This is a genomic window from Chitinophaga alhagiae, from assembly GCF_003568665.1.
Taxonomy (GTDB): domain Bacteria; phylum Bacteroidota; class Bacteroidia; order Chitinophagales; family Chitinophagaceae; genus Chitinophaga; species Chitinophaga alhagiae.
The window spans coordinates 537990-563983 of sequence record NZ_QXMH01000001.1; the positions used below are offsets into that span (position 1 = coordinate 537990).

The 25994-nt window shown below is 54.2% G+C and carries 20 protein-coding genes; 10 read left to right on the forward strand and 10 right to left on the reverse strand.

The window, feature by feature from the left end; genetic code table 11:
* Nucleotides 1-15: 15 nt before the first annotated feature.
* Nucleotides 16-1878, reverse strand: a complete 1863-nt coding sequence (locus D3A97_RS02160; RefSeq protein ID WP_198673829.1) for a glycoside hydrolase family 127 protein — start codon at nucleotides 1876-1878, stop codon at nucleotides 16-18.
* A gap of 328 nt (nucleotides 1879-2206) precedes the next feature.
* Between D3A97_RS02160 and leuC the strand changes: the two genes are divergently transcribed.
* The 4 genes from leuC to leuB are packed head-to-tail and all read left to right on the forward strand — an operon-like array spanning nucleotide 2207 to nucleotide 6858.
* The gene (leuC, locus tag D3A97_RS02165) at nucleotides 2207-3613 is read left to right on the forward strand and encodes a 3-isopropylmalate dehydratase large subunit (protein ID WP_119076205.1); all 1407 of its coding nucleotides are present in this window, start codon (nucleotides 2207-2209) and stop codon (nucleotides 3611-3613) included.
* A gap of 28 nt (nucleotides 3614-3641) precedes the next feature.
* Nucleotides 3642-4238, forward strand: a complete 597-nt coding sequence (gene leuD / locus D3A97_RS02170; protein ID WP_119076207.1) for a 3-isopropylmalate dehydratase small subunit — start codon at nucleotides 3642-3644, stop codon at nucleotides 4236-4238.
* A 33-nt stretch (nucleotides 4239-4271) separates the two neighbouring features.
* On the forward strand, nucleotides 4272-5765 hold the full coding sequence (locus D3A97_RS02175) for a hydroxymethylglutaryl-CoA lyase-like TIM-barrel protein (RefSeq protein WP_232825821.1): 1494 nt from the start codon (nucleotides 4272-4274) through the stop codon (nucleotides 5763-5765).
* 19 nt (nucleotides 5766-5784) lie between these two features.
* Nucleotides 5785-6858 carry a 3-isopropylmalate dehydrogenase gene (gene leuB / locus D3A97_RS02180; RefSeq protein WP_119076211.1) on the forward strand — a complete coding sequence of 358 codons (1074 nt, stop codon included), beginning with the start codon at nucleotides 5785-5787 and terminating at the stop codon, nucleotides 6856-6858.
* Between the two features lie 55 nt (nucleotides 6859-6913).
* On the opposite strand, the gene D3A97_RS02185 is transcribed toward leuB, so the two are convergent.
* Both D3A97_RS02185 and D3A97_RS02190 read right to left on the reverse strand, forming a co-directional pair.
* On the reverse strand, nucleotides 6914-8899 hold the full coding sequence (locus D3A97_RS02185; protein ID WP_157986307.1) for a putative porin: 1986 nt from the start codon (nucleotides 8897-8899) through the stop codon (nucleotides 6914-6916).
* A 30-nt stretch (nucleotides 8900-8929) separates the two neighbouring features.
* Nucleotides 8930-9784, reverse strand: a complete 855-nt coding sequence (locus D3A97_RS02190) for a purine-nucleoside phosphorylase (RefSeq protein ID WP_232825822.1) — start codon at nucleotides 9782-9784, stop codon at nucleotides 8930-8932.
* 75 nt (nucleotides 9785-9859) lie between these two features.
* On the opposite strand from D3A97_RS02190, the gene sucC reads away from it, so the two are divergent.
* The 4 genes from sucC (at nucleotide 9860) to D3A97_RS02210 (ending at nucleotide 14981) form a co-directional block, all read left to right on the forward strand.
* Nucleotides 9860-11074, forward strand: a complete 1215-nt coding sequence (sucC, locus tag D3A97_RS02195; protein WP_119076215.1) for an ADP-forming succinate--CoA ligase subunit beta — start codon at nucleotides 9860-9862, stop codon at nucleotides 11072-11074.
* Nucleotides 11075-11409: 335 nt separating this feature from the next.
* Nucleotides 11410-12432: a DUF4407 domain-containing protein gene (locus tag D3A97_RS02200; RefSeq protein ID WP_119076217.1), complete on the forward strand. Its 1023-nt coding sequence runs from the start codon at nucleotides 11410-11412 to the stop codon at nucleotides 12430-12432.
* 68 nt (nucleotides 12433-12500) lie between these two features.
* Nucleotides 12501-14399 carry a DUF4139 domain-containing protein gene (locus D3A97_RS02205; protein WP_119076219.1) on the forward strand — a complete coding sequence of 633 codons (1899 nt, stop codon included), beginning with the start codon at nucleotides 12501-12503 and terminating at the stop codon, nucleotides 14397-14399.
* Between the two features lie 162 nt (nucleotides 14400-14561).
* A complete protein-coding gene (locus D3A97_RS02210) occupies nucleotides 14562-14981 on the forward strand; it encodes an OsmC family protein (RefSeq protein WP_119076221.1) in 420 nt (139 codons plus the stop codon).
* An 84-nt stretch (nucleotides 14982-15065) separates the two neighbouring features.
* On the opposite strand, the gene D3A97_RS02215 is transcribed toward D3A97_RS02210, so the two are convergent.
* Genes D3A97_RS02215 through D3A97_RS02235 form a run of 5 tightly spaced genes read right to left on the reverse strand, consistent with a single transcriptional unit; the run spans nucleotide 15066 to nucleotide 17172 of the window.
* Nucleotides 15066-15686 carry a SprT-like domain-containing protein gene (locus tag D3A97_RS02215; RefSeq protein WP_119076223.1) on the reverse strand — a complete coding sequence of 207 codons (621 nt, stop codon included), beginning with the start codon at nucleotides 15684-15686 and terminating at the stop codon, nucleotides 15066-15068.
* Nucleotides 15687-15691: 5 nt separating this feature from the next.
* Nucleotides 15692-16087 carry a hypothetical protein gene (locus D3A97_RS02220; RefSeq protein WP_119076225.1) on the reverse strand — a complete coding sequence of 132 codons (396 nt, stop codon included), beginning with the start codon at nucleotides 16085-16087 and terminating at the stop codon, nucleotides 15692-15694.
* Nucleotides 16077-16304: an AtpZ/AtpI family protein gene (locus tag D3A97_RS02225; RefSeq protein WP_119076227.1), complete on the reverse strand. Its 228-nt coding sequence runs from the start codon at nucleotides 16302-16304 to the stop codon at nucleotides 16077-16079. The genes D3A97_RS02220 and D3A97_RS02225 overlap by 11 nt, the downstream gene beginning before the upstream one ends.
* Nucleotides 16270-16719: a bactofilin family protein gene (locus D3A97_RS02230; protein ID WP_198673830.1), complete on the reverse strand. Its 450-nt coding sequence runs from the start codon at nucleotides 16717-16719 to the stop codon at nucleotides 16270-16272. Before D3A97_RS02230 ends, D3A97_RS02225 begins: the two co-directional genes overlap by 35 nt.
* A gap of 57 nt (nucleotides 16720-16776) precedes the next feature.
* A complete protein-coding gene (locus D3A97_RS02235) occupies nucleotides 16777-17172 on the reverse strand; it encodes a hypothetical protein (RefSeq protein WP_119076229.1) in 396 nt (131 codons plus the stop codon).
* Nucleotides 17173-17460: 288 nt separating this feature from the next.
* Between D3A97_RS02235 and porW the strand changes: the two genes are divergently transcribed.
* The gene (gene porW, locus D3A97_RS02240; RefSeq protein WP_157986308.1) at nucleotides 17461-20421 is read left to right on the forward strand and encodes a type IX secretion system periplasmic lipoprotein PorW/SprE; all 2961 of its coding nucleotides are present in this window, start codon (nucleotides 17461-17463) and stop codon (nucleotides 20419-20421) included.
* 92 nt (nucleotides 20422-20513) lie between these two features.
* On the forward strand, nucleotides 20514-22943 hold the full coding sequence (locus D3A97_RS02245) for a transglycosylase domain-containing protein (protein WP_119076233.1): 2430 nt from the start codon (nucleotides 20514-20516) through the stop codon (nucleotides 22941-22943).
* A 137-nt stretch (nucleotides 22944-23080) separates the two neighbouring features.
* Here the strand turns inward: D3A97_RS02245 and D3A97_RS02250 are convergent, their stop codons facing one another.
* Together D3A97_RS02250 and yidC are read right to left on the reverse strand one after the other, a co-directional pair.
* Entirely contained in the window at nucleotides 23081-24013 is a 933-nt protein-coding gene (locus tag D3A97_RS02250; RefSeq protein WP_119076235.1) for a M20/M25/M40 family metallo-hydrolase, read from the reverse strand.
* Nucleotides 24014-24065: 52 nt separating this feature from the next.
* A complete protein-coding gene (gene yidC / locus D3A97_RS02255; RefSeq protein ID WP_119076237.1) occupies nucleotides 24066-25922 on the reverse strand; it encodes a membrane protein insertase YidC in 1857 nt (618 codons plus the stop codon).
* Between the last annotated feature and the right edge of the window lie 72 nt (nucleotides 25923-25994).

Consider the following 25994-nt stretch of genomic DNA (forward strand, 5'->3'; position numbering starts at 1 on the left):
CATGAAATAATCCTCTTATTGCAACGTTTTCGGGTCTACCAGGTACGGCATCCAGGTTTGAAAGAACGATCTTTCTTTCCCGTTGCCGGCCGAGGCATAATCGCACAAGTATACTGCTACGGGTTCCGGCGCTTTCTCCATATATGATTCGGGGTAAAAAGCAGCTTTATACTGCATCCACATACCGGCCGCTTTCACCGGCTGCAGGTCAATATACCCGTCTTTGTCCGCAATAGGATGTACCGTAACACCGGTCCGCACACCGGGCAGGCGCGCATCCCTGGCCAGCAGCACCGGCCCGCGCATAATAGCGGCATAACGCGGCGTTTGGCCCATGGTAATCACGCGGCCCCGCATATCCAGCTCCATGGTAACCTTGTCCCCGCTTTTCCAGGTGCGCCTGATCTGTGTATAGGCGCCCGGCCGTACATTACCTACCGCTTCTCCGTTCACTTTCAGCGTGGTGTTTTTGCTCCAGTGGGGAATGCGGATGCCGATGCTCATATCTTCCGGTTTAGGCAGGCTGACCTCCATTTGCACGCTCCCGGAAACCGGGTAGTCTGTATGCTGCGCCAGGGTGATCTTTTGTCCGCGTGGCGTTCTCACTTCCGCGGCGCCTTCCACAAAATAATTGACCTGTGCCCCCTGCTGCGCGCCGGTGGCAATAAACAACGGTACGTTGAACAAACCGCGCGGCCCGCTGGCCTCGCAGCAGTTCAGCCCCATGCCGCATTGCTCGCTGCCCGGCAGCCTTTCGCCCGTGAGGGGCGTATACTTGGCCCATTGGGCGCCGTCTGCGCTCATGGAGCCTAACAGGGCGTTGTAAAAACTGTGCTCCACCGCATCGGCGTATTTAGCTTCGCCGGTGAGGCGCAGCAACTGCTCGCTCAGCTTCAGCCAGGTAACGGTTACACAGGTTTCCTGGAAGTGGTATACCGGCGTGGTTTGCAGGGCTTTGCCACCGAACCACATTTCCGCCGCCGCCCCAGAGCCGGCTATGTTGATCTCCGTATCGTAAATGTTCTGCCACGTTTGTTCCACCGCGTTTTTATACTTTTCATTGCCTGTAACACGGTACAGCTCCAGCAGCCCTTCGTAACAAGACATCATTTCATACGCCTTCTGCCCCTGCTGGGGGCCATACCACTGCTTTGCCGTTACGCCCGGGAAACGCGCAGACACGTTTACCGTTGCCTTGCTGAGCAACTGCGGCCCGGCGGGCGTTTCCCAGTCGCGCACAATGGCCTCCGCAAAATCGAGGTACTTCTGCTGGCGGGTGCGCGTGTACAACAGTACCACCGGTTCCAGTACGGAAGACGCCGCCATGCCCCGGTAGCTGCCGCATTGTACAATGCTCCTGTTGCGGGCGGCCAGTTCGTTCATCAGGTTGTCCGCCACGCGGGCAGCGGCCTGCAGGCTTTTTTTATCGCCGGTAAGGTCGTAATAGTCCAGCAGCCCCAGCATGCAATATTTTCTGCCCCAAATGTCCCAGCCCTTCAGGCGCGCGCTGTCTGCGTAATTACCGATGTACCCGTCTGCGGACTGGGTAGACAGCAGCCCCGCCACAGCATGGTCCAGCACTTTTTTCAGCCTGGGCTGCGGGTGATAGCGGTAGGCCAGTACGGCGGAGGTAAACCATTTGCCCCAGAACTCCGACTGCCAACGGCTGGTCTCGTTGCGCTGGCGGAAAGCGTTCACCAGGCGGTCTACATCCTGCGCCAATACCCGGTTTTCGTATGAACTGTCTAAACGCTGGCCTACAATGCCGCCCACTTTAATGGCGGTGGCGGCCTGTAACTGATCTTTGACCTGTGCCTGGCTGTTGACGGAGCAAAGCAGGCATACGGCGCCTGCCGCGTACATGAAGAGCTGTTTCATTTTGTTTGCTGGTTGTTTCCGTGGAATTTGTTCGGGCTGCAAAATAGAAGAATTTTATCGTATCCAATAAATTCCTTCCCCATCAACGACGCCCACAGATTACAGCTTTTATTGATACCATTTACGGCCGCCGCATTACTGCGGCGGCTGCTGGCCTTGCGGACAACCGCTTATAATAAGCTGACAATCAACATAATACCATACTCCGCCTTTCCATCTGGCCATTTTTTTACATTTTCATGTATTTTCTTAGAGAAAATGTCACGGAAAAGCAAATTTTGTGGATATATTTTAACAATTTTGCAGTTACGTTTATAAAATATAAAAAATGAGCAAAGTACCCGCTACATTATTTGACAAAGTATGGGATTCGCACGTAGTCAGGAAGATAGAAGATGGGCCTGACGTGTTTTTTATTGACCGGCACTTTATTCATGAAGTAACCAGCCCGGTTGCCTTTCTGGGGCTGGAAAACCGCGGCCTGAAAGTGATGTTTTCCGAAAGAACATTCGCTACGGCGGACCACAATACACCGACCATCAACCAGCACCTGCCCGTGCAGGACCCGCTTTCCGCCAACCAGCTGAAAGCGCTGGAAACCAACTCCGCCAAATACGGCATTTCCCACTGGGGCCTGGGCAACCCGAAGAACGGCATTGTGCATGTGGTAGGCCCTGAAAACGGCATTACCCTGCCGGGCATGACCATTGTATGCGGAGACTCTCACACCTCCACGCACGGCGCTTTCGGGGCCATTGCCTTCGGCATCGGCACCTCCGAAGTGGAAATGGTGCTCTCCTCCCAGTGCATCATGCAGCCCAAGCCTAAAAAAATGCGCATCAACGTAAACGGCCAGTTGGGCAAAGGCATTACGCCTAAAGACGTGGTGCTCTACATCATTTCCCGGCTCACCGCGGCCGGCGCTACCGGCTACTTTGTGGAGTATGCGGGCGAAGTGTTCCGGAACATGAGCATGGAAGGCCGTATGACCGTATGCAACATGAGCATTGAAATGGGCGCCCGCGGCGGTATGATAGCCCCGGACGACACCACCTTTGCCTACATCAAGGGCAGGGAAAAGGCCCCCAAAGGCGAGGCATGGGACAAAGCCCTGGCCTACTGGAAAACACTGAAAACAGACGAAGGCGCCACCTTCGACGTAGAATATACTTACGAAGCGGCCGATATTGAGCCCATGATCACCTACGGCACCAACCCCGGCATGGGCATGGGCATTACCCAGCACATCCCCGCCGCGCAGGCAGCGGGCGGCAGCAAAGCCAGCTACGAAAAATCGCTGGACTACATGGGCTTCCATGAGAACGATTCCATGCTGGGCAAAAAGGTGGACTATGTGTTTATTGGCAGCTGCACCAACGGGCGTATTGAAGACTTCCGCGCTTTTGCCTCCATCGTGAAAGGCCGTAAAAAAGCAGACCATATTACCGCATGGATAGTGCCCGGCTCCCACATTGTGGAACAACAGATCAGGGAAGAAGGCATCCTGGACATTCTGACGGCCGCGGGCTTCCAGCTCCGCCAGCCCGGCTGCTCCGCCTGCCTGGCCATGAATGACGACAAGATACCCGCCGGCAAATACGCGGTAAGCACCAGCAACCGCAACTTTGAAGGCCGCCAGGGCCCCGGCGCGCGCACCATGCTGGCTAGCCCGCTTGTGGCCGCGGCCGCAGCAGTGACCGGCGTTGTAACCGACCCGCGCGAACTGATCGCCTGATTTTTATCCGCAACAAAAAACACAAAAAATGGCTTACGATAAATTCACTATACTCAAAAGTTCAGCCGTGCCCATGCCCATCGAGAACGTGGACACAGACCAGATCATTCCCGCCCGCTTCCTCAAAGCCACCGAACGCAAAGGCTTTGGAGACAACCTGTTCCGCGACTGGCGGTACAATGGGGACAACACGCCGAAACAGGACTTTGTGCTGAACAACCCTCTGTACACCGGCAAAATACTGGTAGGCGGCAAGAACTTCGGCAGCGGCAGCAGCCGCGAGCACGCCGCCTGGGCTATTTACGACTATGGTTTCCGCTGCGTGGTGAGCAGCTTCTTTGCAGACATCTTCAAAGGCAACGCCCTCAACGTAGGCATTCTGCCCGTAACGGTAAGCCCGGCCTTTCTTGACAAGATCTTCACCGCCATTGAAGCAGATCCCAAGGCGGAACTGGTGGTAGACCTGCCCGCGCAGACCATTACCATTGCCGCCACCGGTGAACAGGAATCTTTTGACATCAATTCTTACAAGAAGCATAACCTCACCAACGGTTTTGACGATATAGACTATCTGCAGGCCATGAAGGGCGAGATACAGGAATTTGCTTCAAAAAGCATGTACTAGAAAATGCCCGTTGACAAGCGTTATATAGAAATAATGGATACCACGCTCCGCGATGGCGAACAGACCAGCGGCGTGTCTTTTTCCCCTTCTGAAAAACTGACCATTGCCCAACTGCTGCTCACGGAAGTAAAAGTAGACCGCATCGAAATTGCGTCTGCCCGCGTATCTGACGGAGAGCTGGCCGCGGTAAAGGCCATTACCAAATGGGCAAAGGCCAACGGTCTCCTGAACCGGGTAGAAGTGCTCACCTTTGTAGACGGGGACGTGTCTGTACAGTGGATGCAGAAAGCCGGCGCCAAAGTGATGAACCTGCTCACCAAAGGCTCCCTCAACCACTTAACGCACCAGCTAAAGAAAAAACCGGAGCAGCACTTTGCCGAAGTAGCCGCGGTGATTGCCCTGGCCCGTAAAAAAGGGCTGGAGTGCAACGTATACCTGGAAGACTGGAGCAACGGCATGCGCCACTCCCGCGAGTATGTGTTCCAGTACCTCAACTTCCTGCAGCAGCAACCCGTAAAAAGGATCATGCTGCCGGATACCCTGGGCGTGCTCACCCCGGCGGAAGTGCATGACTATATCACCCAGATCGTTCAGCGCTACCCCAAAACCCACTTCGATTTTCACGCGCATAACGACTATGACCTGGGCACCGCCAACGTGCTGGAAGGCGTAAAAGCCGGCGCGCATGGCCTTCACCTCACCATTAACGGTATGGGAGAAAGAGCGGGCAACGCCCCCCTGGCCAGCGCTATTGCCGTGCTGAACGATTTTATGCCCACCGTAAAAACCAACGTGGCCGAGGCATCGCTATACAGCGTGAGCAAGCTGGTAGAAACGTTCTCCGGCTTCCGCATACCGGCCAACAAACCCGTGGTGGGCGAGAACGTGTTCACACAAACCGCCGGCATCCACGCAGACGGCGATAAAAAGAACAAGCTCTATTTCAGCGACCTGATGCCCGAGCGCTTCGGCCGCCAGCGCAAATACGCCCTGGGCAAAACCAGCGGCAAGGCCAACATCGAAAACAACCTGCAGCAGTTGGGCATACAGCTATCCGATCCCGATCTCAAAAAAGTGACGCAACGCATCATTGAGCTGGGAGACAAAAAGGAAGTTGTGACCCAGGCAGACCTGCCTTATATAATTTCAGACATCCTGGACAGCAATACCATTGAGGAAAAGGTGCGCATCGAGAACTATGTGCTCACGCATTCCAAAAACCTCAAGCCGTCTGTAACCCTGCGCCTGTCTATCAAAGGGGAAGTGTTTGAAGAGCACTCCCAGGGAGACGGGCAGTACGATGCTTTTATGAACGCCCTCAAGAAAGTGTACAAAAAGCAGAAGCAGGAGCTGCCAGCCCTTTCAGACTATGCCGTGCGCATCCCCCCCGGCGGCAAAAGCGACGCCCTTTGCGAAACCATCATTACCTGGCGGTGGAACAACCGGGAGTTCAAAACCCGCGGGCTTGACAGCGACCAGACCGTGTCTGCCATCAAAGCCACGCAAAAAATGCTCAACCTGATTTGAAACTTTCATAACATACAGCATGGCAACCAAACATATTTTAGTAGTTCCCGGAGACGGGATTGGACAGGAAGTAACCGCAGTCGGTAAAAAAGTACTGGAAAAGATAGCCGCCAAGTTCGGCCATACCTTTACGTACGACGAAGCGCTGATAGGCCACGTAGCCATTGAGGCCACCGGCAATCCCCTCCCGGACGAGACCCTGGAGAAAATGCGCCAATCGGACGCCGTACTGTTTGGCGCCGTAGGCCATCCGAAATACGACAATGACCCTACCGCCAAAGTGCGGCCGGAACAAGGCCTGCTGAAAATGCGGAAGGAGCTGGGCCTGTACGCCAACCTGCGCCCCATCAAACTGTTTGACGAACTGCTGGGCGCATCCAGCATCAAACCGGAAATACTGAAAGGCGCGGACATCCTGTTTTTCCGCGAGCTGACCGGCGACATCTACTTTGGTGAAAAAGGCCGGAAGAACGATGGCGATACCGCTTACGACATTGCGGAATACAGCCGCTACGAAGTAGAACGCATTGCCCGCAAAGCCTTTGAGGCCGCCCGCACCCGCCGCAAAAAACTCTGCTCTGTAGACAAGGCCAACGTGATAGAGACCTCCCGCTTGTGGAGGGAAGTGATCCAGAAAATAGCTCCCGAATATCCTGACGTGGAAGTAGAACACCAGTTCGTAGACGCCACCGCCATGCTGCTGATCAAAGATCCGCGCCGCTTTGACGTGGTGGTGACCGCCAACCTGTTTGGAGACATCCTGACGGATGAAGCCTCCCAGATAGCAGGCTCCATGGGCATGCTGGCCTCCGCGTCTGTAGGGGACGGTACCGGCGTATACGAGCCCATCCACGGCTCCGCGCATGACATTACCGGCAAAGGCGTGGCCAACCCGCTGGCCTCCATCCTTTCCGCCGCCCTGCTGCTGGATATTTCCTTTGGCCTGAAAGCCGAAGCTGAAGCCGTGATCAACGCGGTAGACCAGGTGCTGAAAGCAGGTTTCCGCACAAGGGACATTGCGGACGCGCAAACTCCGGCGGAGAAGGTGCTGGGCACGGAAGCGATTGGCGCGGAAGTGCTGAAGTTTTTGTAGAAGATCTTTTCAGGAATAAACAAGGCCGCGCCGGACAGGTGCGGCTTTCTTTTTTTTAATTCACGAACCACCATCTCAACCCCACCCGCAATGCAAAATTGTTAGACGGGTAGAACGGCGCTGTGAAGTTGTTCGTCCACAGGAAGGTATTGAGGTTCTCGCCCCGCACGTAGGCCGTAAAGGATTTGATGCGGAAGTGGGCGAACGCGGCCACATCGGGATAGTTGGAAATGTTATACTGGTTCTGGTACACGAACTGGCTGAGCATGGGCGAATAATCATCCGCATAGTATGGTGAGTTGTACTTCCCTTCCAGCCCCGTGTAAAGGTTCAGGTTCTTGAACAGGCGGGCATTGTAGGCTATGCGCGCCCGCGCCCATATGGTAGGCAGTTGTACCGGCGCGTTGCCGGCCAGTTGCTGAAAGGCGAAGTTAGCGTCAAACGTAAAGCTGCGCACGTCAAACCGTTTGTAGGCAACGATCTGCAGCAGGTTGAAAAGGCCGGTGAACTGCTCGCTTTCGTAATAGCTTTTGAAGTAGCTGTATTTGTTGAAGAGGTAGTAGTTGGCCTCAATGTTATATTTCAGCTTGCGGTTGTCTGCCTTGAACTGCAGCTGGGTAACGTTTTCCTTGCCCATACCGTTGTTCACGTATTCCCTGAAATGGTTGGTGCCGAAGTATTTGTATACGTAAGACGGTTCCCTGTTCACATTGCTCACCCGCAGGCTTACGTTGCCGAAGGTTTCGTTGAGGTAACGGCTGAGGGTGCCGCTTACAGCGTAGTCCCCTATGTTTTCGCCGAGGGTGTAAAACTCGCCTTTGGCCGAAAGGTCCCACTTCTGGTTACGGGTCTTGTTGCGGTACTCACCGTGCAGGCGCAGGTTGGAAAACTTGGTGGCGGCGGTAAGAAAATTGCCGCTGATATAGTCAAACCCTGCCCCCAGCTTGATGAAATGCGCCTGGTTGCCCAGCACGGGAAAAGATATAACGGAAAGGTCGTTGCTGAGAATGCGCCACTGGTGCTGGGTAAACACCGTGTCTTCCCCGAACGCTTCCGGCCAGAGGCTGAAATTGTAGCGGCTGGCGTAATACGCGGAATCAGGGCTCTGGTCTATGAACTCGTACGTATTTTGGGTATAGGTGAAAGTATGTTGTATCCTGAAACGGGGGTCGAATTTGTAATACTCCGTAGTGTCGTTCACATGTACGGTATCTCCCCTGCCCCAGTCAAACTGCTGCTGCAGCAGTATGCTGGACTCCTGGAAATCGTTCTTGAGCGGAATGTTGGTATTGAAAAAGGAGTTGGACTGCGCGCTGGTACCGCCCAGTTTGGTGGGTATCAGGCGGCGCTGGCTGTACTCCGGGTTGTTCAGCAGTTCCAGGGAATCTATGATGCCGCCGTTCTCCCCGCCGTTGAGCTTGTTCAGGTAATAGCTCATCATCAGGTGGTACCTTTTGTTCTGGCTGTTGTAGTTGGCGGTTACTTTATAATTGTCGTGGTTGGTAGACTGGTTCCTGAAATACCCCGGCGAGTTGATCTTGCGGTAGGCAAAATGGAAATTGAATTTTTCCCCGCGGTTCTGTGTGTGCATCACATTGATCATTTGTTCCTGCTTGCCGCCGATGAGGTAGCCCAGCTCGGAATACGGGCGGTTGGTCCGGAAGAACTGCGCGTTCTGGTGGTTGAAGCCGTATACGTCAAAAGAGTGGAAACCGGGGTCGAAGCCCGGGGTCATCCGCGGGGAGAACAGCAGGTTGCGGGACGCGCTGCCGTTGTTGCCGAGGTTGGTGTAGGTAGCGGGCACGCCCAGGTAGTTCAGTGAAAAATCGGCAATGGTGGAGTCCATCATGAAGTCTGTAGGCTCTCCGAGGTACCGGTAGCGGATGGTCAGCGTGTCCGGCTCATGGTCATGCGAGGAGGTATCCCGCTGCATGCTGGCATTGCCTCCCCCGCCGCCCGGCAGGCGGTTGGTGTTGAATTGCGCCTTCAGGGCGCTGCCGGTGCAAACCAGCAAAAGAAAAACTATCGTGAAATACCTCATCCTGATGATTCGTGTACGGCCCGCCATCCTCTACAATTGTTGGACCAGTTCGCTGAAAATATATGTTAAATGTGGTTCCGCCGCTTTAGCTGCCGCCAGTACCTCTTCATGGGTGATCACGTTATCTTCCTCCCGGATGCCGATGTCTGTGATCACGCTCATGGCAAACACCCGGAGGCCGCTGTGGATGGCTACGATCACTTCCGGCACGGTGCTCATGCCTACGGCGTCTCCGCCTATGGCATGCATGTACCTGTATTCCGCCCGGGTCTCAAAAGTAGGCCCCTGCACGCCCACGTACACGCCGCTGTGTAAAGATATGCCTTTGGCGCCGGCTATGGCCCTGGCTTTGGCGATCAGCGGCTTTGCATACGGTTCGCTCATGTCAGGGAAACGGGGGCCCAGCTCAGCTATGTTCCGGCCCCGCAGCGGGTGCTCCGGCTGCAGGTTGATGTGGTCTGTGATTACCATCAGGTCTCCCACCCGGAAGTTTTTGTTCATGCCGCCCGCCGCATTGGAAATAAGCAGCGTATGAATGCCCAGCGCCTTCATCACCCTTACCGGGAAGGTCACCTGCTGCATGCTCAGGCCTTCGTAATAGTGAAAACGGCCGGCCATGGCCACCACCGGGCGCCCGCCGAGGCGGCCCAGGATGAGCTTGCCGGAATGCCCTTCTACCGTGGCCGGCGGAAAGTGGGGAATATCATGGTATGATATTTCCACTGTATGGGTAATGTCACCCGCCAGGTTGCCCAGGCCGCTGCCCAGGATGATGCCCACCCCGGGCGCTTCTTTGGCGAACTGTTGTATGTAAGCGGTTGCTTCCTTGATCTCTGCCAGCATGAGCCAGTATTTATGCCCGGCAAAGTTAATTCTATAAACCATACCATCAGCCTCTCCCAAAGAAATCACCCTACTAAAACATAAATTGACTAAATTAGCGGCCAAATTTAATTACCGATGAATTTACACGAGTACCAGGCTAAAGAACTGTTGAAAAAATATAACGTACCGGTACAGGAAGGTATCCCGGTAGATACTCCCGAAGCGGCGGCAGAAGCATACAAGCAACTGAAAGTGCAGTTTGGCAACGAGTTTGCCGTAGTTAAAGCCCAGATCCACGCCGGTGGCCGTGGTAAGGGTAAAGTTAGAGGTACGGAACAGCGGGGCGTGGCAGTAGGTAAAAATTCTGAAGATGTTAAGACCATTGCCGGCAACATCCTTGGCGGCACCCTGGTAACCATACAGACAGGCGAAGCCGGGAAAGTGGTGAATAAAGTGCTGGTGGCGCAGGACGTGTATTATCCCGGCCCCAATCCCATTAAGGAACTGTACCTCTCCATCCTGCTTGACAGGGCCAAAGGACAGAACGTGATCATGTACTCTACAGAAGGCGGTATGGACATTGAAGAAGTGGCCCACAACACGCCCGAAAAAATATTCAAGGAATGGGTACACCCCAGCGGCGGCCTTCAGCCGTTCCAGGCCCGTAAAATAGCTTTCAACTTCGGTTTGAGCGGGGAAGCATTCAAAAACATGGTGAAATTCGTGACCAACCTCTACAATGCGTACGTAGGGCTGGACGCCGCCATGCTGGAGATCAACCCCCTCTTCAAGACCAGCGATGAAAAGATCATTGCGGTAGACTGCAAGCTGAACCTGGACGATAACGCCCTGCTGCGCCATCCTGACCTGGTGGCCCTCCGGGACGTAACGGAAGAAGACCCCACCGAAGTGGAAGCCGGCAAACACAACCTGAACTTCGTGAAGCTGGACGGTAACGTGGGCTGTATGGTGAACGGCGCCGGCCTGGCCATGGCCACCATGGACATGATCAAGCTCAGCGGCGGCGAACCTGCCAACTTCCTGGACGTAGGCGGTACCGCCAATGCCCAGACCGTGGAAGCCGGTTTCCGCATCATCCTGAAAGATCCCAAGGTAAAAGCCATCCTGATCAATATCTTCGGCGGCATTGTACGTTGTGACCGGGTGGCGCAGGGCGTCATTGACGCCTACAATTCCATCGGCACCATCAATGTACCCATCATTGTGCGCCTGCAAGGCACCAACGCGCCGGAAGCGAAAGAGCTGATCGAGAAAAGCGGCCTGAAAGTACAGTCTGCCATCCTCCTGAGCGAAGCGGCCGAACTGGTGAACAAGGCAGTAAGCGCCTGATCTCAAAGTAGAAAATAACTGCATATAGAAGATGCTTTGCTACCCGCAAAGCATCTTTTTTTATTATGCATAAGCACATCAACGCCACCTCATTGCCACACCAAATCCGGGTCATTTCCGCATCAAGTCCACCTATCCTTCAGTTAACCTTGCTCCCACCTTCGGTTTCCCCCCTATTTTCCCGTAACATCCCTGTATAGACGGCCCGTCACACGGAAGGGCAGTTTGGTGTCATTTCCGCCAAAAGATGGTAAAAAACTATTATCTTTATGATCCATCCTTTTATCACCTTTACATGACCCGGGTTACTGGTATACCATTAACACGTTTATTTCATGTTACGCATCAGACAGTTTTTCCTCATTTGCTCGGGCGCGCATTTACCTATGCTCCGCCGTGCCCCCGTTGAAACCAACAAATACGCCGGCATTGGCGGCACTATTTTCTTTACCGGCCTGCTGGCCGCCCTTTCAGGCGGGTATGCGCTGTGGACGGTGTTCCGGGAACCCTGGGCCGCCATATTGTTTGGCCTGGTATGGGGGCTGATGATCTTCAACCTGGACCGGTACATTGTGTCCAGCATGAAAAAACGGGAACGTTTTGGCCAGGAGCTGTGGATGGCCACGCCCCGTATCGTGCTGGCCGTGATCATAGCCATTGTGATCTCCAAGCCGCTGGAGCTGCAGATATTTGACCGGGAAATACAGGCGGAGCTGGTGCTGATGGAACAGGCCAAGTTCAAGGAGCAGGAAGACAAGGTGAAAGAGCGCTACCAGGGCCGTACGCAGGAACTCACAACCCGCCTGCAGGCCCTTCAGCAGCAGATAGATGCGCAGGCCGCGCGGCGGGATACCCTGATGCTGCTGGCGCAGCAGGAGGCAGACGGCACCGGCGGCTCCCGCGTGAAAAACCTGGGCCCCATCTATAAAGCCAAAAAAACGGACGCAGACAGCGCCACCGCCGCCCTCACCCGCCTGCAGCACCAGTACACCGGCCTGCAACAGGAGCTGGCCACGCAAGACTCCGCCACCGCCGCCGCCGTTACCCAACTCAAACGCGGCAGCCTGGACGGGCTGGCCTCCCGCCTGGACGCCCTGGGCACCCTCACCCAAACCAGCGCCCCCATCCGCTGGGCCAACTGGTTCATCATGCTGCTGTTCATTGCCATAGAGACCGCACCGGTATTTGTAAAGCTCATTTCCCCCCGCGGCCCGTACGATGATCTGCTGGAGCAGCACGAGTACGCTTTCATCATGCATAAAAAAGAGAAAAAGGCCATCCTCAGTATGGAAACGGAAGAACGCATTGCGCAAAGAACAGCGCGCGGCGGGCAACCTGTGGGGCAGGTGGTGGTGTAGTATAGTTTTTTTCAGGGCATTTATGGAATCCCCCCGCTCCCCCGCATCCTTCCCCAAAATGCCCGCATATGAAATCATTTTTCTCCCTGCTGCTGGCGCTGGCAGCAGCATATAACGCCTGCGCACAAACGAAGAAAGTCACCGTTAATTCGTCCATTGAGCATGTGACCGTATTTACACAAGGCGCGCAGGTACAGCGCTCCGCCACGGCCAGCATTCCCGCAGGTACTGCCATACTGGTGTTCCCTGACATTTCTCCCGAGCTGGAAGAAAAAAGCATACAGGTACAGGGGCAGGGCGCGTTCACCATCCTCTCTGTAGCGCGGGACCGCAACTACCTGCAGCCGCAAACACAGCAGGCAGACATCCGCCAGCTGCAGCAGCAGGAAGAAGGCCTGCAGGAAAAACTGCAGCGGGAGAACAACAAGCTAAAAGTATTCACGCAGGAAGAAGAAATGCTCTCCAAGAACCAGGAAATACGCGGTACCAGCACCGGCCTCAAAACGCAAGACCTCCGGGAGGCGATGGACTTTCAGCGGGCCAGGCTGGCGGAAGTGCTGGAGCAGCAGCTGACCATACGCCGCGGTATCAAAACGCTCTCGGATAATATTGCCCGGCTGCAGGCGCAGCAGCGCGCGCTCATGGAGCCGAAAGACAGCTCTACCAGCAACCTGCTCATTACCGTGTCTGCCAAAGAGGCCATCAGCGGCAAATTCAGTCTCCGGTACCTGGTGAAGAACGCCGGCTGGTACCCCAACTACGCCTTGCGGGTTGAAAGCATCAGCCGCCCGCTGAGCATGGAATACAAGGCCAACGTGTTCCAGCAATGCGGCGAGAACTGGAAAAACGTAAAGCTGCGCCTTTCCAGCGGCAACCCTTCTGAAAGCGGGCAGAAACCGGAGCTGCAGCCCTGGCATTTGCGTACTTTCAGCTCCCGGCAGGAAATGCTGGTAAACCGCTCTGTATTGGCCCGTACAGGCAGCTCGGAAGCGCAGGGCACGGTAACAGACCGCAACGGGCAGCCGCTGCCCGGGGTGTCTGTTTTTGTGCCGGAACGCAGCATTGGCACCGTTACCAACGAAAACGGCCAGTTCAGCCTGCAGCTGCCGCCCAACACCCGTTCCCTGGAAGTTTCTTATGTGGGTTTCGCTAAACAGCACATCTCTGTAACCGGCCGGCCGCTCAGGGTGACCATGATAGAAAATCAGCAAAACCTGGACGAAGTGGTGGTGGTAGGCTACGGCACGCAGCAAAAAAAAGTAGTTACCGGCTCTGCCATAAAGCTGCGGGGCGTGACTACAGCGGCGCCGGCGCCGCCCCCCGCCAGCATCCCGCTGGAAGTATCCGAAGTATACAACCCCACTACCGTCAGCTTTGACATTGCCATGCCTTATTCCATCCCTTCAGACGGCAAGGCTTACGCCGTATCTATCCGGGAAATGGAGTTACCGGCTATTTATGAATACCATACCGCGCCCAAAATAGACCCTTCGGCCTACCTGCTGGCGGGCCTCACGGGCTGGGAAGCGCTGAACCTCATGGAAGGCGAGGCCAGCATTTATTACGAAGGCGCTTACCTCGGCAAAACCCTGCTGAACCTGCAAACCGCCACAGATACCTTGTTCATTTCCCTGGGAAAGGACAAGAACATTGTGGTGAACCGCAAGCTGCAGAAAGATTACTCCCGGAACCAGTTCCTGGGCAGTACGCATACGGTAACGCATAACTGGGAGATCAGCGTAAAGAACAACAAGCGGGAGCCTGTTCGTATACTGGTGGAGGACCAGCTGCCTATTTCCACGCAGAAAGAGATCGAGATCAGCAGAACGGACTATGCGGGCGCCCGGCTGGACGAAGCCTCTCACCAGGTGACCTGGGACCTCAACATTCCCTCACGCGAAGAGAAAAAGATGCAGCTGCGCTACGCCATAAAATACCCGAAAGACAAGGTAGTGAACCTGAACTGATGCCTGCCGGGGCGCATTGCGCCTGAAGCTGCATTAGAACAACATGAAGATGCCTGGCATTGCCAGGGTAACAGGAGGCTGTCTCGCAACTACGGGGCAGCCTCCCGTTTTAACCCGGTAACTTTTGTTTTTGACCCCAACTTTGCGTAGATTAAACATATTATGCAAGTACACCTTAAAACGATCCACGAAAGCAGCGCCGCCGCCGGCTGGGCGGGGCCAAGGAGCCTGGTGATAGACCGTACGCCGCGCGCAGGCGGGCTGGGCATAGGTTTCAGCGGGGAAGAACTGTTCATGATGTCTATCGGCGCCAGCATCTGTAACGATCTGTACCGGGAAGCGGCCTCGCGGGGTATTGAGCTGCACCGTGTGGAGATCATCATCAATGGTGACTGGAGCGGAGAACCGGCACAGGCAAGGAATATCCGGTACGATATCAGGGTGCAATCCAACGCCTCGCGGCAGGAAACGGAAGACCTGATCAGGCATACGGACCAGATAGCGGAAATACCCCACACCCTGCGGGTGGGTACGGCGGTGAAACTGAATGCGGTGGAGGTTTTACATGAGGCTGCAAAGTAGCGGCGGTGGAACTGAATGCGATGGAGGTTTTACATGCCGTTGCAAAGTAGCGGCGGTTGCGTGCGGAGGTGTCATACGGAAGGGTCACTCGCTCACCAGCTCCACCTCATACACCGGGCTGAACAGGTACACCCGCCTGGTTTGCACCTCTTCGCAGCGGAACCGTTTACGGATGCGCTCCCCGCGGCGGAATACCCGCCCGTCTTTTGTTTTGAATAACTGTCCTGGAGGCAGTTGCTCCACCAGGTAATGATTTTCCCTTTTCCGGTCATACCGCTTCAGTACCCGCATCAGGCCTTCGTCCGCGCAGGAACTGGCCCCCGGGTCATGCAGGCTGTCCCGCACCGCTGTTTCCACATCGGCCGGTAAATAATTCTTCCCAACAAACTCCCGGAGTATTTTGCTGTATTCGTGCTTCCACTCGCGGCCATGCGCGTTTACCCGGTTCCCGTACAAGTTGAACGTGACCAGGTGGGCTATTTCATGCAGCAAAGTGAGGAGAAAAGCATATTTATTGAGCCCGCCATTGATACTGATGCGGTGCCCCTTGTTATCGTACGGATGGCGGTAGTCTCCCAACACACTTTGCCGTTCGCGCGTAATGGTCAGGTGTACCCTGTGCTCCGTGATGTACGCGATCACCTGTTCAAAAGTGCCGTCTGGTAAATAGGCCGCCAGTGCATGTAAAGGTGCTTCTTGCTTCAACGCTGTCAGGATTTCTTTTGCCGTATGCTTTTGCGGTACAGGTGAATGGTCTCAAACACCGTATATACCAGGTAAAAGAACATGAACAGGAAGATGGTGGCCTTGCTGACGTTCTGCCGGTTCATGAATATATACACGGCAATGCAGGCCACGCAAAGCATCAGCTTGGCCAGTGTGGAGGCATATACGGCGCGTACCATGGCATTGGGGTTCTCCGCCGCCAGCCCCTTACTGCCCAGTGAGTAACTGGTCAGCGTAATAAGGGCCAGGGCCAGGTTGCCCCCCATCAATACACCAAAATCCACGCCCAGCGTTTGCTGAAGCCAGCCTTTTAACAGGAACAATGCCGCCGAGATCAATATGAAAACGACTGCCAGCCATTGAATAAACTTATCGGTCATGCTTGCCGGTATCTTTTACGATTTGCCACAAAAGTAGGGCTAAAGCCAGTAAAGAAAAAATGATCATAAAGAGCGGGAAGGGCATCCCCGTCCATTGATCCAGCTTATAGCCCCCCCACAAGGCAATACCGATGGCTGCCATCATTTGAAAAGCCAGGCCGGCGTAACGCCAGAGCTGGTTGTTATACGGCTTCTTCTTCGAGGACGGGTCTTCCATATTTGGAATCCGAATGATTTTCTGATGATGCGCTCACCGGAGCAGGCGCTTCCGCGGGGTCCATATAGCAACGCCCGTTGAACTTCACCGTAGGCTCCATCTCAAAATGAACGGTGTAAATATCGCCTTTGATCATGGCATTCCCTTTCAGGAACAGGAGATCTTCCACTTTGATGATACCGGTCACTTTACCGAGTATGTCCGCGCTCTGGCAAACCAGGTCTCCCGTGATCTCGCCTTCAGGGCCTACCACTATTTTAGCTTTGGTAGACACAATGCCGTTAACGCGGCCGTCTATACGGATATCTCCTTCGCACTCAATATCGCCATGGATAGAAGTGCCGCTGCCAATAAGGTTGATGTTGGAGGTGGGCATCAGGCCTTTGCTCTCACCTTTCTTGCTTTGGTTAAACATAGGTTCTCAAGGTTTTTCTGTTTTAATAAAGACAGTTACAATATAGTTAAAAAATATTTAATAAGTACTATTATCCACTTTTGGCACTTTCAACATATTGGTATCCAGCTTTATGTTGCCGCCGATCACGTTCTTCAGGTTCTCCAGGTACCGGTCCCGGCTGGTAATGGCCCGTTCCAGTGAATCTGTGCGCATGCGCAGCTGCAGTACTTCCTTGCGCTGCTTCAGGTCTCCATAACCGGGAATGTAATACCGCAGGGGCGTAAACACCACCGTAGCCACCGTAATGGCCACCAGCAACACAAACAGCGTGCTGAGCGCCACATATACGCTCATGCGCGAGAGACGGAAGGCCGTTACCTCCTCATAGGTGTCATCATTCATGATCACCAGCCTGTACTTGTGGTTCAACCGGTCCAGGCTCCGCCCCTTATGTTTATCGTCCAAAGCCATGCTTCTCAATTACGAATTACGAATGTGAAATTATGATAATAGATTCAGAATAAAGCCGTAAAATAGCAAGATTGGTCTAAATTTCTTCATAAAATAATCCGGATGCCGCCTGCCATTTCCGGGCCTGTTTACCTGAAGCCCTGATTTTCAACCTGCTTGCCGGGGCAGGCGGCCGTCCTAATTCGTAAATCGTAATTGATTTTCCCTATCTTTAAAATATTTTCGCCATTTTAATGTTATATTATATCGACCCTGGTATTTTTCATGAATTGTTCTAGATCCTTATATATGCGTGCCTGGTTAGTGGGATTGATGATGTGTTCAGGAGTGCTGACCGTATTTGGGCAAAACCAGGCGCCGGACAAGCCTCAAAAACAGGAAGACCGCCGCCCGCCTTCTGAAAAAATGGCCGAAAAGCCTTTCACGTTCAAGCGTAAAGTGGTACAGAACACCGTTACGCGGTATAACTATTACTATCATGCCAAGCTGAAACTGGAAGCGGTCTTAAAGGGCATTAACCAGCAGCGGCAGGACAATTACAACGTATTTCTCCCCTTTTATCCTTTCACGGTAGAAAAGCTGAACCTCAACTCGAACGACCTGGACTCCGTGATCCAGAAAGCGTCTGTAGCAGTGCAGATACATGACCCGCGGGGGCGCTGGATAGATGATTGTTACCTGCTGGTGGGCAAAGCCTATTATTACAAGGGCGATTGGGAAAATGCCGCCAACACCTTCAAATACATCAACACCACTTTTGCCCCTAAAAAGAAATCGGAGTACAACACGGTGGTAGGGCGAAGTGAAGACTCCCGCATGTCTATTTCCACCCGGGAAAAAGAAAAAGGCATGTTCAGCCGCCTCCGGCACAAATCCGCCCGCAACGAGGCTTTTCTCTGGCAGGCGCGCGTACACCTGGAGCAGAAACAGTATGACGAAGCGCAAAGCCTGCTGAACATCCTGGAAGGAGACCCCTATTTCCCCAAACGGCTGGAAGGCCAGCTGGCGGAACTGCAGGCCTACCGTTTTTACAAACAGGGCCGCTATGCGGAAACCATAGACCCGCTGATCATTGCCATCAAAAAAGGGAACTCCGGCCGAGACCAGAAGGCCCGCATGAGCTTTATACTGGGCCAGTTGTACGCGTCGCAGGGCATACTGGATTCCGCCATGAACGCCTTCCGCAACGTGATCTCCTACAAGCCTGACGCTACCATTGACTTCAACGCCCGCGTACAGATCGCCCGCTGCAACACCAAAGCCAACGGCGGCAGTATGGACGAAAGCATTGCCGCGCTGCAAAGCATGCTGCGCAAGGAAAGGTTCATCCCCTTCCGGGACGCTATCTATTACAACATGGCCGCGCTTTGCGCCAACGAGCAACCGGAAAGAGCGCTGGACTACCTGAACAAATCCCTCAAAATAGAAAGCGCCAATTCCCTCCAGAAAACACTTACGTTCAAAGGCATTGCAGACATCTATTATTCCCGGAAAGACTATGCCGCCGCCCAGCGCTATTATGATAGCACCGCTGCCGTAATGGGGCCTGATTTTGAGGAAGCGGCACTTGTCAACACCCGCAAAGAAGCCCTTGGAGAAGTAGTGCAGCGCACCCGCCTCATCAGGCAGGAAGACAGCCTTCAGCAGATAGCCGCCATGCCCCCCGCCCTGCGGGACTCCCTGCTGGCCCAGCAGGTAACGGCCATCCGCACCGCGCGCACCACACCGGAAAAAGAAAAAGGCAGGGAACGCGGCGGGGCCGCCGCTAACAACCCGGCCTTCAACAACAATTTCCCTAACAATTCCCTGGCGCCCAAACCGGATGAAGGCAGCGGGGACTGGTACTTCTATAACGTTGGCAGCAAGTCTTCCGGCTATTCAGAATTTAAGCGCCGCTGGGGCAACCGCCCGCTGGCAGACAACTGGCGCCGCAGCCAGGGCGCCGCGGCCGCGTTCAATAATAATGCGCCCGCACCGGGAACGGAAGCGCCCGCAGACGATGTGGCCGCCAACATCAGCCAGCTGCCTGCAGACAGCATCAATACCAGCGTACTGGCCGCCAACCTGCCCGTTACGCCGGAGAAGCTGGCCGAGTCCCGCGGCAAACAAATGGACACCTGGTTTGAGCTGGGCAAGCTGTACCACGACAAACTGGAAGACCCGCGTGAGGCCATTGCCTCTTACGATTCCCTGCTGGAGCGTTTCCCCGAACACCCCCGCAAGGCGGAAATATTGTATTCGCTTTACGTATGGCATAACAAACTGAACCACACCCAACAGGCCAACCAATACAAACAAATGGTGATGACGCAGTTTGCCGGCACCAACTACGCCAACATCCTGCAATTTGGCCTGCCTAAAGATGAAAGCAAGGAGAAAACCAACGCGGTGAGCGCCATTTATGACACCGCCTACATCGCTTACCTCACCGGCCGGTACGACACTGTTTTCCAGCTCAAAAAACTGGCGGATTCCAGCTATGGCTATTCTTCCCTGCAGCCCAAATGGGACCTGCTGGAAGCCATGGCCATTATCAAAACGCAGTCAGACAGCGCGGGCAAGGCCGCCATTGCCGCCATCATCAACAAATACCCCGGCGAGCCGGCCATCCTCAACCAGGCCAATGACATTATGGAGGCGCTCAACCGCAAAGCGGAGGTAACAGACTACCTCAGCCGCCTGCAATTGCAGCGGGACAGCTCGGAAACAGCCATAGTAGACGAAAATATTTCCATCCGCTACCCCTGGCAAACACCGCAGCCCCAGTTTGCGGCAGATTCTGCCAAAATAGCGCAGGCGCAGGCAGACTCCCTGGCAGCCGCCAATGTGCCGCCGCCGCCACCGCCGCCGCCGGTAACGCCTTACCGGCTGGGAGACGAAAAAACCGCCGTTCCGCACTTTGTGGTGATGTACTTCAACCGGGTGTCGAAAGTGCTGGTAGATGAGGCGGTGGCCCAGTTTTCCCGTTATAATGCGGAAAAACACGCGGCGGAAAAGCTGGAAACCAGCAGTTTTGTGCTCACGCCCACGGAAATAATGGTGATCATAAGGCTTTTCCCCGATGAGGAAAAAGCCCTCGGGTATTTTGACGAGGCCGTGCGCTCCGCCGCCACCGTCATCATCCCGAGAATTAAACCCACTGAGTATAAATTCTTTATCATTTCACGGGAAAACTTCATCCTGCTGAACAATACAAAAGACATCAACGGCTACCGGAAATTCTTTGGAGACAACTATATAACGGAATAATATTTGCAATACTGTCTGCGGCACCCTGGCCTATGAATACCGGGGGGAAATTGGTAATTTTGCACTAAAGACTGTTTCACACAATTTAACATATGAGAAAATCCATCAAGATATTATGGGTCGTATTCGGCGCCGGCGTGGCTTTTTTCCTGCTGCTGTTACTGCTCATCAATCTCCGCCTGATCGGGCATATGCCCAGCCTGGAGGAGTTGGAAAATCCCAGAACGGCGCTGGCTTCCGAGGTAATTGCGGAAGATGGCACCATTATGGGCAAGTTTTTATCCGTAGACCGTTCCAATGTTGATTACAAGGATATTTCGCAGAACGTGATCAACGCCCTGCTGGCCACGGAAGACCGTAATTTTTATGATCACTCCGGCATAGACCCGAAAGGCACGGCAGCCATTCCATTTTACCTGCTGGTGGGTAAAAAACGCGGCTCCAGCACCATCACGCAACAGCTGGCCCTCAACCTGCAGGCGGATGTGGAAGGCAAATCCCGCTCCCGCAACCTGCTCATCCGTTCTTTCCAGAAGCTGACGGAATGGGTGATCGCTATCAAGCTGGAAAGGAACTTTACCAAAAAAGAAATTATTACCCTGTACCTGAACACCGTTACTTTCGGTGACAATGTGTACGGGATAGAGAACGGCGCCCGCACGTTTTTCAGCAAAGACCCCGGCCGCCTTTCCATAGAAGAGGCCGCGCTGCTGGTGGGCCTGCTGAAAGGCTCCACTATGTACAACCCGCGGCGCAATCCTAAAATGGCGCTTGACAGGCGGAATACCGTGATAGAGAACATGGTGGAAACCGGTTATATCACCAAAGCCGACGGAGACGCCGCCAAAAGCCGCCCCATTGTGCTGCGCTATAACAAGATAGACCACAACAGCGGCCTGGCCCCCTACTTCCGTGAAGTGCTGAGATCGGAAATGAAGAACTGGTGCAAAGACCACAAAAAAGCGGACGGTACGGAATACAACCTGTACCGGGACGGGCTGAAGATATACACCACCATCAACCCCCGCATGCAGCTGTATGCGGAAGAAGCGGTGGCCAAACACCTGAAAGACCTGCAGAAGTCTTTCTTCCAGCAAAGCAATATCAAAAGCGGCAGTGTGTGGACCAAACGGGAAGACGCCAAAAAAGACCTGGTGCGGTTCATGAAAGAATCTGAACGTTATAAACAAATGCTGGAAGATGAAGTGCCGGAAGAAGAGATCGTAAAGGCCTTCAAGACCCCTACAAAAATGAAAGTGTTCGGTTGGCGCAGCTTTACGGACGCGTCCCAGAACGAGATAGACACGGTGATGACCCCGCTTGATTCCATCAAGTACTCCCGCGCCATACTGCAAACCGGTTTCATGGCCATGGACCCTGAGAGCGGCGAAGTGAAGGCATGGGTAGGCGGCCCTGATTTCAGGTATTTCAAGAACGATCACGTGTTCAAATCACGCCGGCAGGTAGGCTCTACCTTCAAGCCGTTCCTGTATTGCTTTGCGCTGATGAACGGGTTCAGCCCCAACACCATGCTGCCCAATGAGCCGGTTACCATCGGCAACTGGACCATCAGCCGCAACTCCGAAGGCAGCGTGGGCGGTTCTATCACCATGGCCGGAGCGCTGGCCAAATCGCTGAACCTGGTGAGCGTATACCTCATCAAACAATTCGGCGCGCAGGCCTTCTCCAACTTCGCCAATTCCAAAATAGGTTTCGAGTCTAATAAAATAGATCCCTACCCGTCTATCTCGCTGGGTGTTTCCGAACTGTCTCTCTTTGACATGATGCGCGCCTACACCATGTTCCCGGCGCGCGGGGTGATCACCAAACCGGTGTACATCACCCGCATTGAAGACCGCAACGGCAACATTCTTGAAACCAATGTACCCGAAAAGCGCGAAGTGATCAGCGAAACAGACGCGTACACCATGGTGAAAATGATGGAAGGCGTTACCACCACCGGCGGCACCGGCGCGCGCCTGCGTTTCCGCTACAACCTGCCGGGCGAAATAGCCGGTAAAACCGGTACCACCAACGATAATACAGACGGCTGGTTCATTGGCTACACGCCGCAGCTGCTGGCCGGCGCTTGGGTGGGCTGCGACAACAACTACCTCCGCTTTGCCAGCACGGCCCTGGGCCAGGGCGCCAATACCGGCCTGCCCATCTGGGCGCTGTTCATGCAGAAAGTATATGCAGATAAAACACTCGGCATAGACTCCAAATCCACCTTCCCGATACCCGCCAATATGCGCAACGATCTCTACTTCAATTATGAGAACAACGTGCAGCCCGGCGCGGAAGCGGAAGACGTGGGCAATGGCGCCGCCAGCGATTATGAGACCATAGACCTCAGGGATTATGGCGAGCCGGTAGAAACGGTGGCCCCTCCTGGCAAGGAAACACAGAAAGAGAAGGATAAAAAAGACGCGCCGAAAGACAAAAAGAAAGAGGAGGCCACGCCTCCCGGTGCTACGCCCAAGGCCGTGATGCCGCCGAAGCCGAAGAATAACAACCAGTAGAACATCCCGGCCTGCGCCGGAAAATAAATATAAAAAGGGCTGACCAGCAATGATGGTCAGCCCTGATTTATTCGGGTACCTGGCAGAGACTTGTCATCGTTTAAGGCCCTGGTGGCCGTAGTAGCGGCCGGGGCTACTTACTTTGACGCCTGTTCCCCCACATATTCCAGCTTGTTCACCTTCATGGCATTGTTGATCAGTTGTACCGCAATTCTGAGAATGCCGGCTTCCGCCGCCGCATTCACCTTGTGGGCATCGTCCGTAGGTTTGTGGTAATCATTGTGCCCGCCGGTATGGAGAAAGAGCACCGGCACGCCGGCCACATAAAAGCTATGGTGGTCTGAACCGCCTTTGCCGGCCGCGTCTGTAAAGAATTTGATGGTATCCGCCTGTACGCCTTTGAATATTTCCGGCCACTCCATAGCAGAGCCGTAGCCGCCAATGCCCACGCCGCGGGAAGGATTGTAACGGCCTATCATGTCCATGTTCAGCATGAAGTGGATATTGTCAAGCGAGTCTACCGGGTGCTGCGTATAGTATTTGGAGCCCTGCAGGCCCATTTCTTCGCCACCAAAGGCAATGAACATAAAGTTGAACGGCTCCCTCTCCCCGTTTTGCGTATAATACCTGGCCAGCTCCAGCAGGCCGGCCACACCGGAGGCGTTATCATCCGCGCCATTGTGGACCTGCCCTATAGGGTAGCGCCCGTCAAACAGGGCGGCGGTGCCCAGGTGGTCATAATGCGCGCCGATCACTATCGTGTAGGCGGCGCTGTTATCCAGATAGCCGATCACGTTGCGGCTGGGAATGTTCACATGTTTGCCGCGGGTAAAGGTAAAGGGCTGGTAATACCGGCCGTTGCTGCCCGGCTCCAGGCCCAGTTTCCTGAACTGCTTAGCCACGTAGCTGCTGGCTTTTTGCCCGCCTTTTTCATTGGTGCCGCGGCCTTTCAGTTTTTCCGAGGCCAGGTATTGTACGGTGCGGGTAATGTTGGCCGGTGAGGGCATGTACTCCTGCGCTGCGCTGCATAGGCTTGCCAGCAATAATCCTGTTACTAGAATAGATCGCATGTTCACTGTTTAAAGAACGAAGGCCCCGTTTTCGGGGCCTTCGGTATGATGGTTATTTCTTTTTTGTTTTCTGCATGTCCTGCTGGCGTTTCTGCATTTCTTCCAGCCTTTCCGCCCACTTGCTTTTGCCGGCGGGCTTGGCCTTGTTGGCCTGGATCTTTGCGTGGATCTTGTCGTGGTTGATAATGAAGGTCTGTATCACCCACTGCAGCAAGATACTGATCACGTTACTGAGGAAGTAGTAATAAGTGAGCGCCGCGGCCATGCTGTTGAAAATGCCCAGCAGCATTACCGGGAACACGTACGGCATGTATTTCATCACCGGGTTGCTCTGGTCCGTCATACCCCTGTTGTAGAACGCGAGGATGAGGCTGGAAATGGTCATCAGGATGGTGAACAGGCTGATGTGGTCTCCGTAGAGCGGTATGGTGAAGCCGAAATTATAGATGGAATCGTAGGTAGACAGGTCTTTGGCCCACAGGAAACTTTCCTGCCGCAGCTCAATGGAAGACGGGAAGAAAGAGTACATGGCCACCAATATGGGCAACTGCAGCAGGGCGGGCAAACAACCACCCAGCGGGTTTACGCCGGCGCTGCGGAAGAGTTTCATCTGCTCCATGCCGAACGCCTGCTGGTCATCTTTATGCTTGGCGCGCAGCTCGTCCAGCTCCGGTTTCAGCACTTTCATTTTTGCGGCAGACACATAGCTCTGGTAGGTGAAAGGCGCAATAATGATGCGGATGAAGATGGTGAGCAGCAGGATGATGAGGCCGTAGTGCGTAGTAAGGCCGCCCAGGAAGTTGAACACGGGGATGATGATCCACTTGTTCACATACTTCACAAACGCAAAGATGCCGGTGCCCAGGGGAATGATCTTCTCCAGGTCAACGTCCATAGACTTCAGCGTTTTATAGTGGTTGGGGCCATAATAAATTTCCATGGGGAAGCTGAAGGTGGAGGCGCCGTTGTAGGGAATACCCAGGGTGGTCATTTCCTGGCCTACGATGTTGCCGCTTTCCGGTACCTTGCTGTGGATCTCCGCGGAAGCAAAGTTGTCTTTTTTGGCCAGCAGCGTGATGTTGAAGAACTGCTGCTTGAAGCTCAGCCACTGCAGGGGGCCCAGCTTTTCTTCGGCGCGGTTCTGCAGGGTGAAATAATCATGCTCCTTGTCTGCCAGCCGCCAGTGTACCTGGTTGTTCAGGCGCTCCTGGTGCATGTCATGCTCCTGCCGGTCTGCCTGGCTGTTCCACTGGAAGGGAATGCTGCCTTTAGGCAGGTCTGCCTGCATACCAGCGGTATTGATGGTAAAATCTACCAGGTAGCTGTCTGGTTTCAGTACATATACATATTCTATATACTGGCCGGCGGCGCCGTTCTTATTGAGCCGGAAGGCGATGCGCTGTCCGCCGTCCGTGGTCTTTTCTATGGTAGCCGGAGAAAAATAAAGGTCTGCTGTATTGATCTCGCCTGTAGAAGAAGGGATTTTCAGGCCCATCCGGTTAAAGGAGCCTTTCTGGAGGTAGAGGGGCTGCCCGTCTGAGGTCTTGAACTCTTTCAGCTTGTTATTACCTTCTTTTTCAGAGGTTTGCAGGGCTTTGAGCAACACGGTTTTGGGAATACCGCCTTTATTGGAGAAGGTGATCTTCACCAGTTCGTTTTCCAGTATGGTCTCTGTTTCACCGGCCTGGGCATCTTGCCCGAAAGCGGCCACGGGGCGGTTGGAATCTCCCAGCGCTGCCACGGCCGTATCCAGCCGTACCTGCTCTTCTTTGGGTTTATTCAGATTGGCAATAGAATCCTGACGAGCCTTTTCCAGTCTTGCCGTTTCCGTAGATTTCTGGTTCCAGAAAATATAACCGATCAGTAACGCTCCTAACAGAACAAAACCAATGACCGAATTTCTATCCATGTCGAAAATTAAAATTTAAGGAGCAAAGGTAATATATAAGGTACAATGATGTACGCTTTCCGGCAGATGATA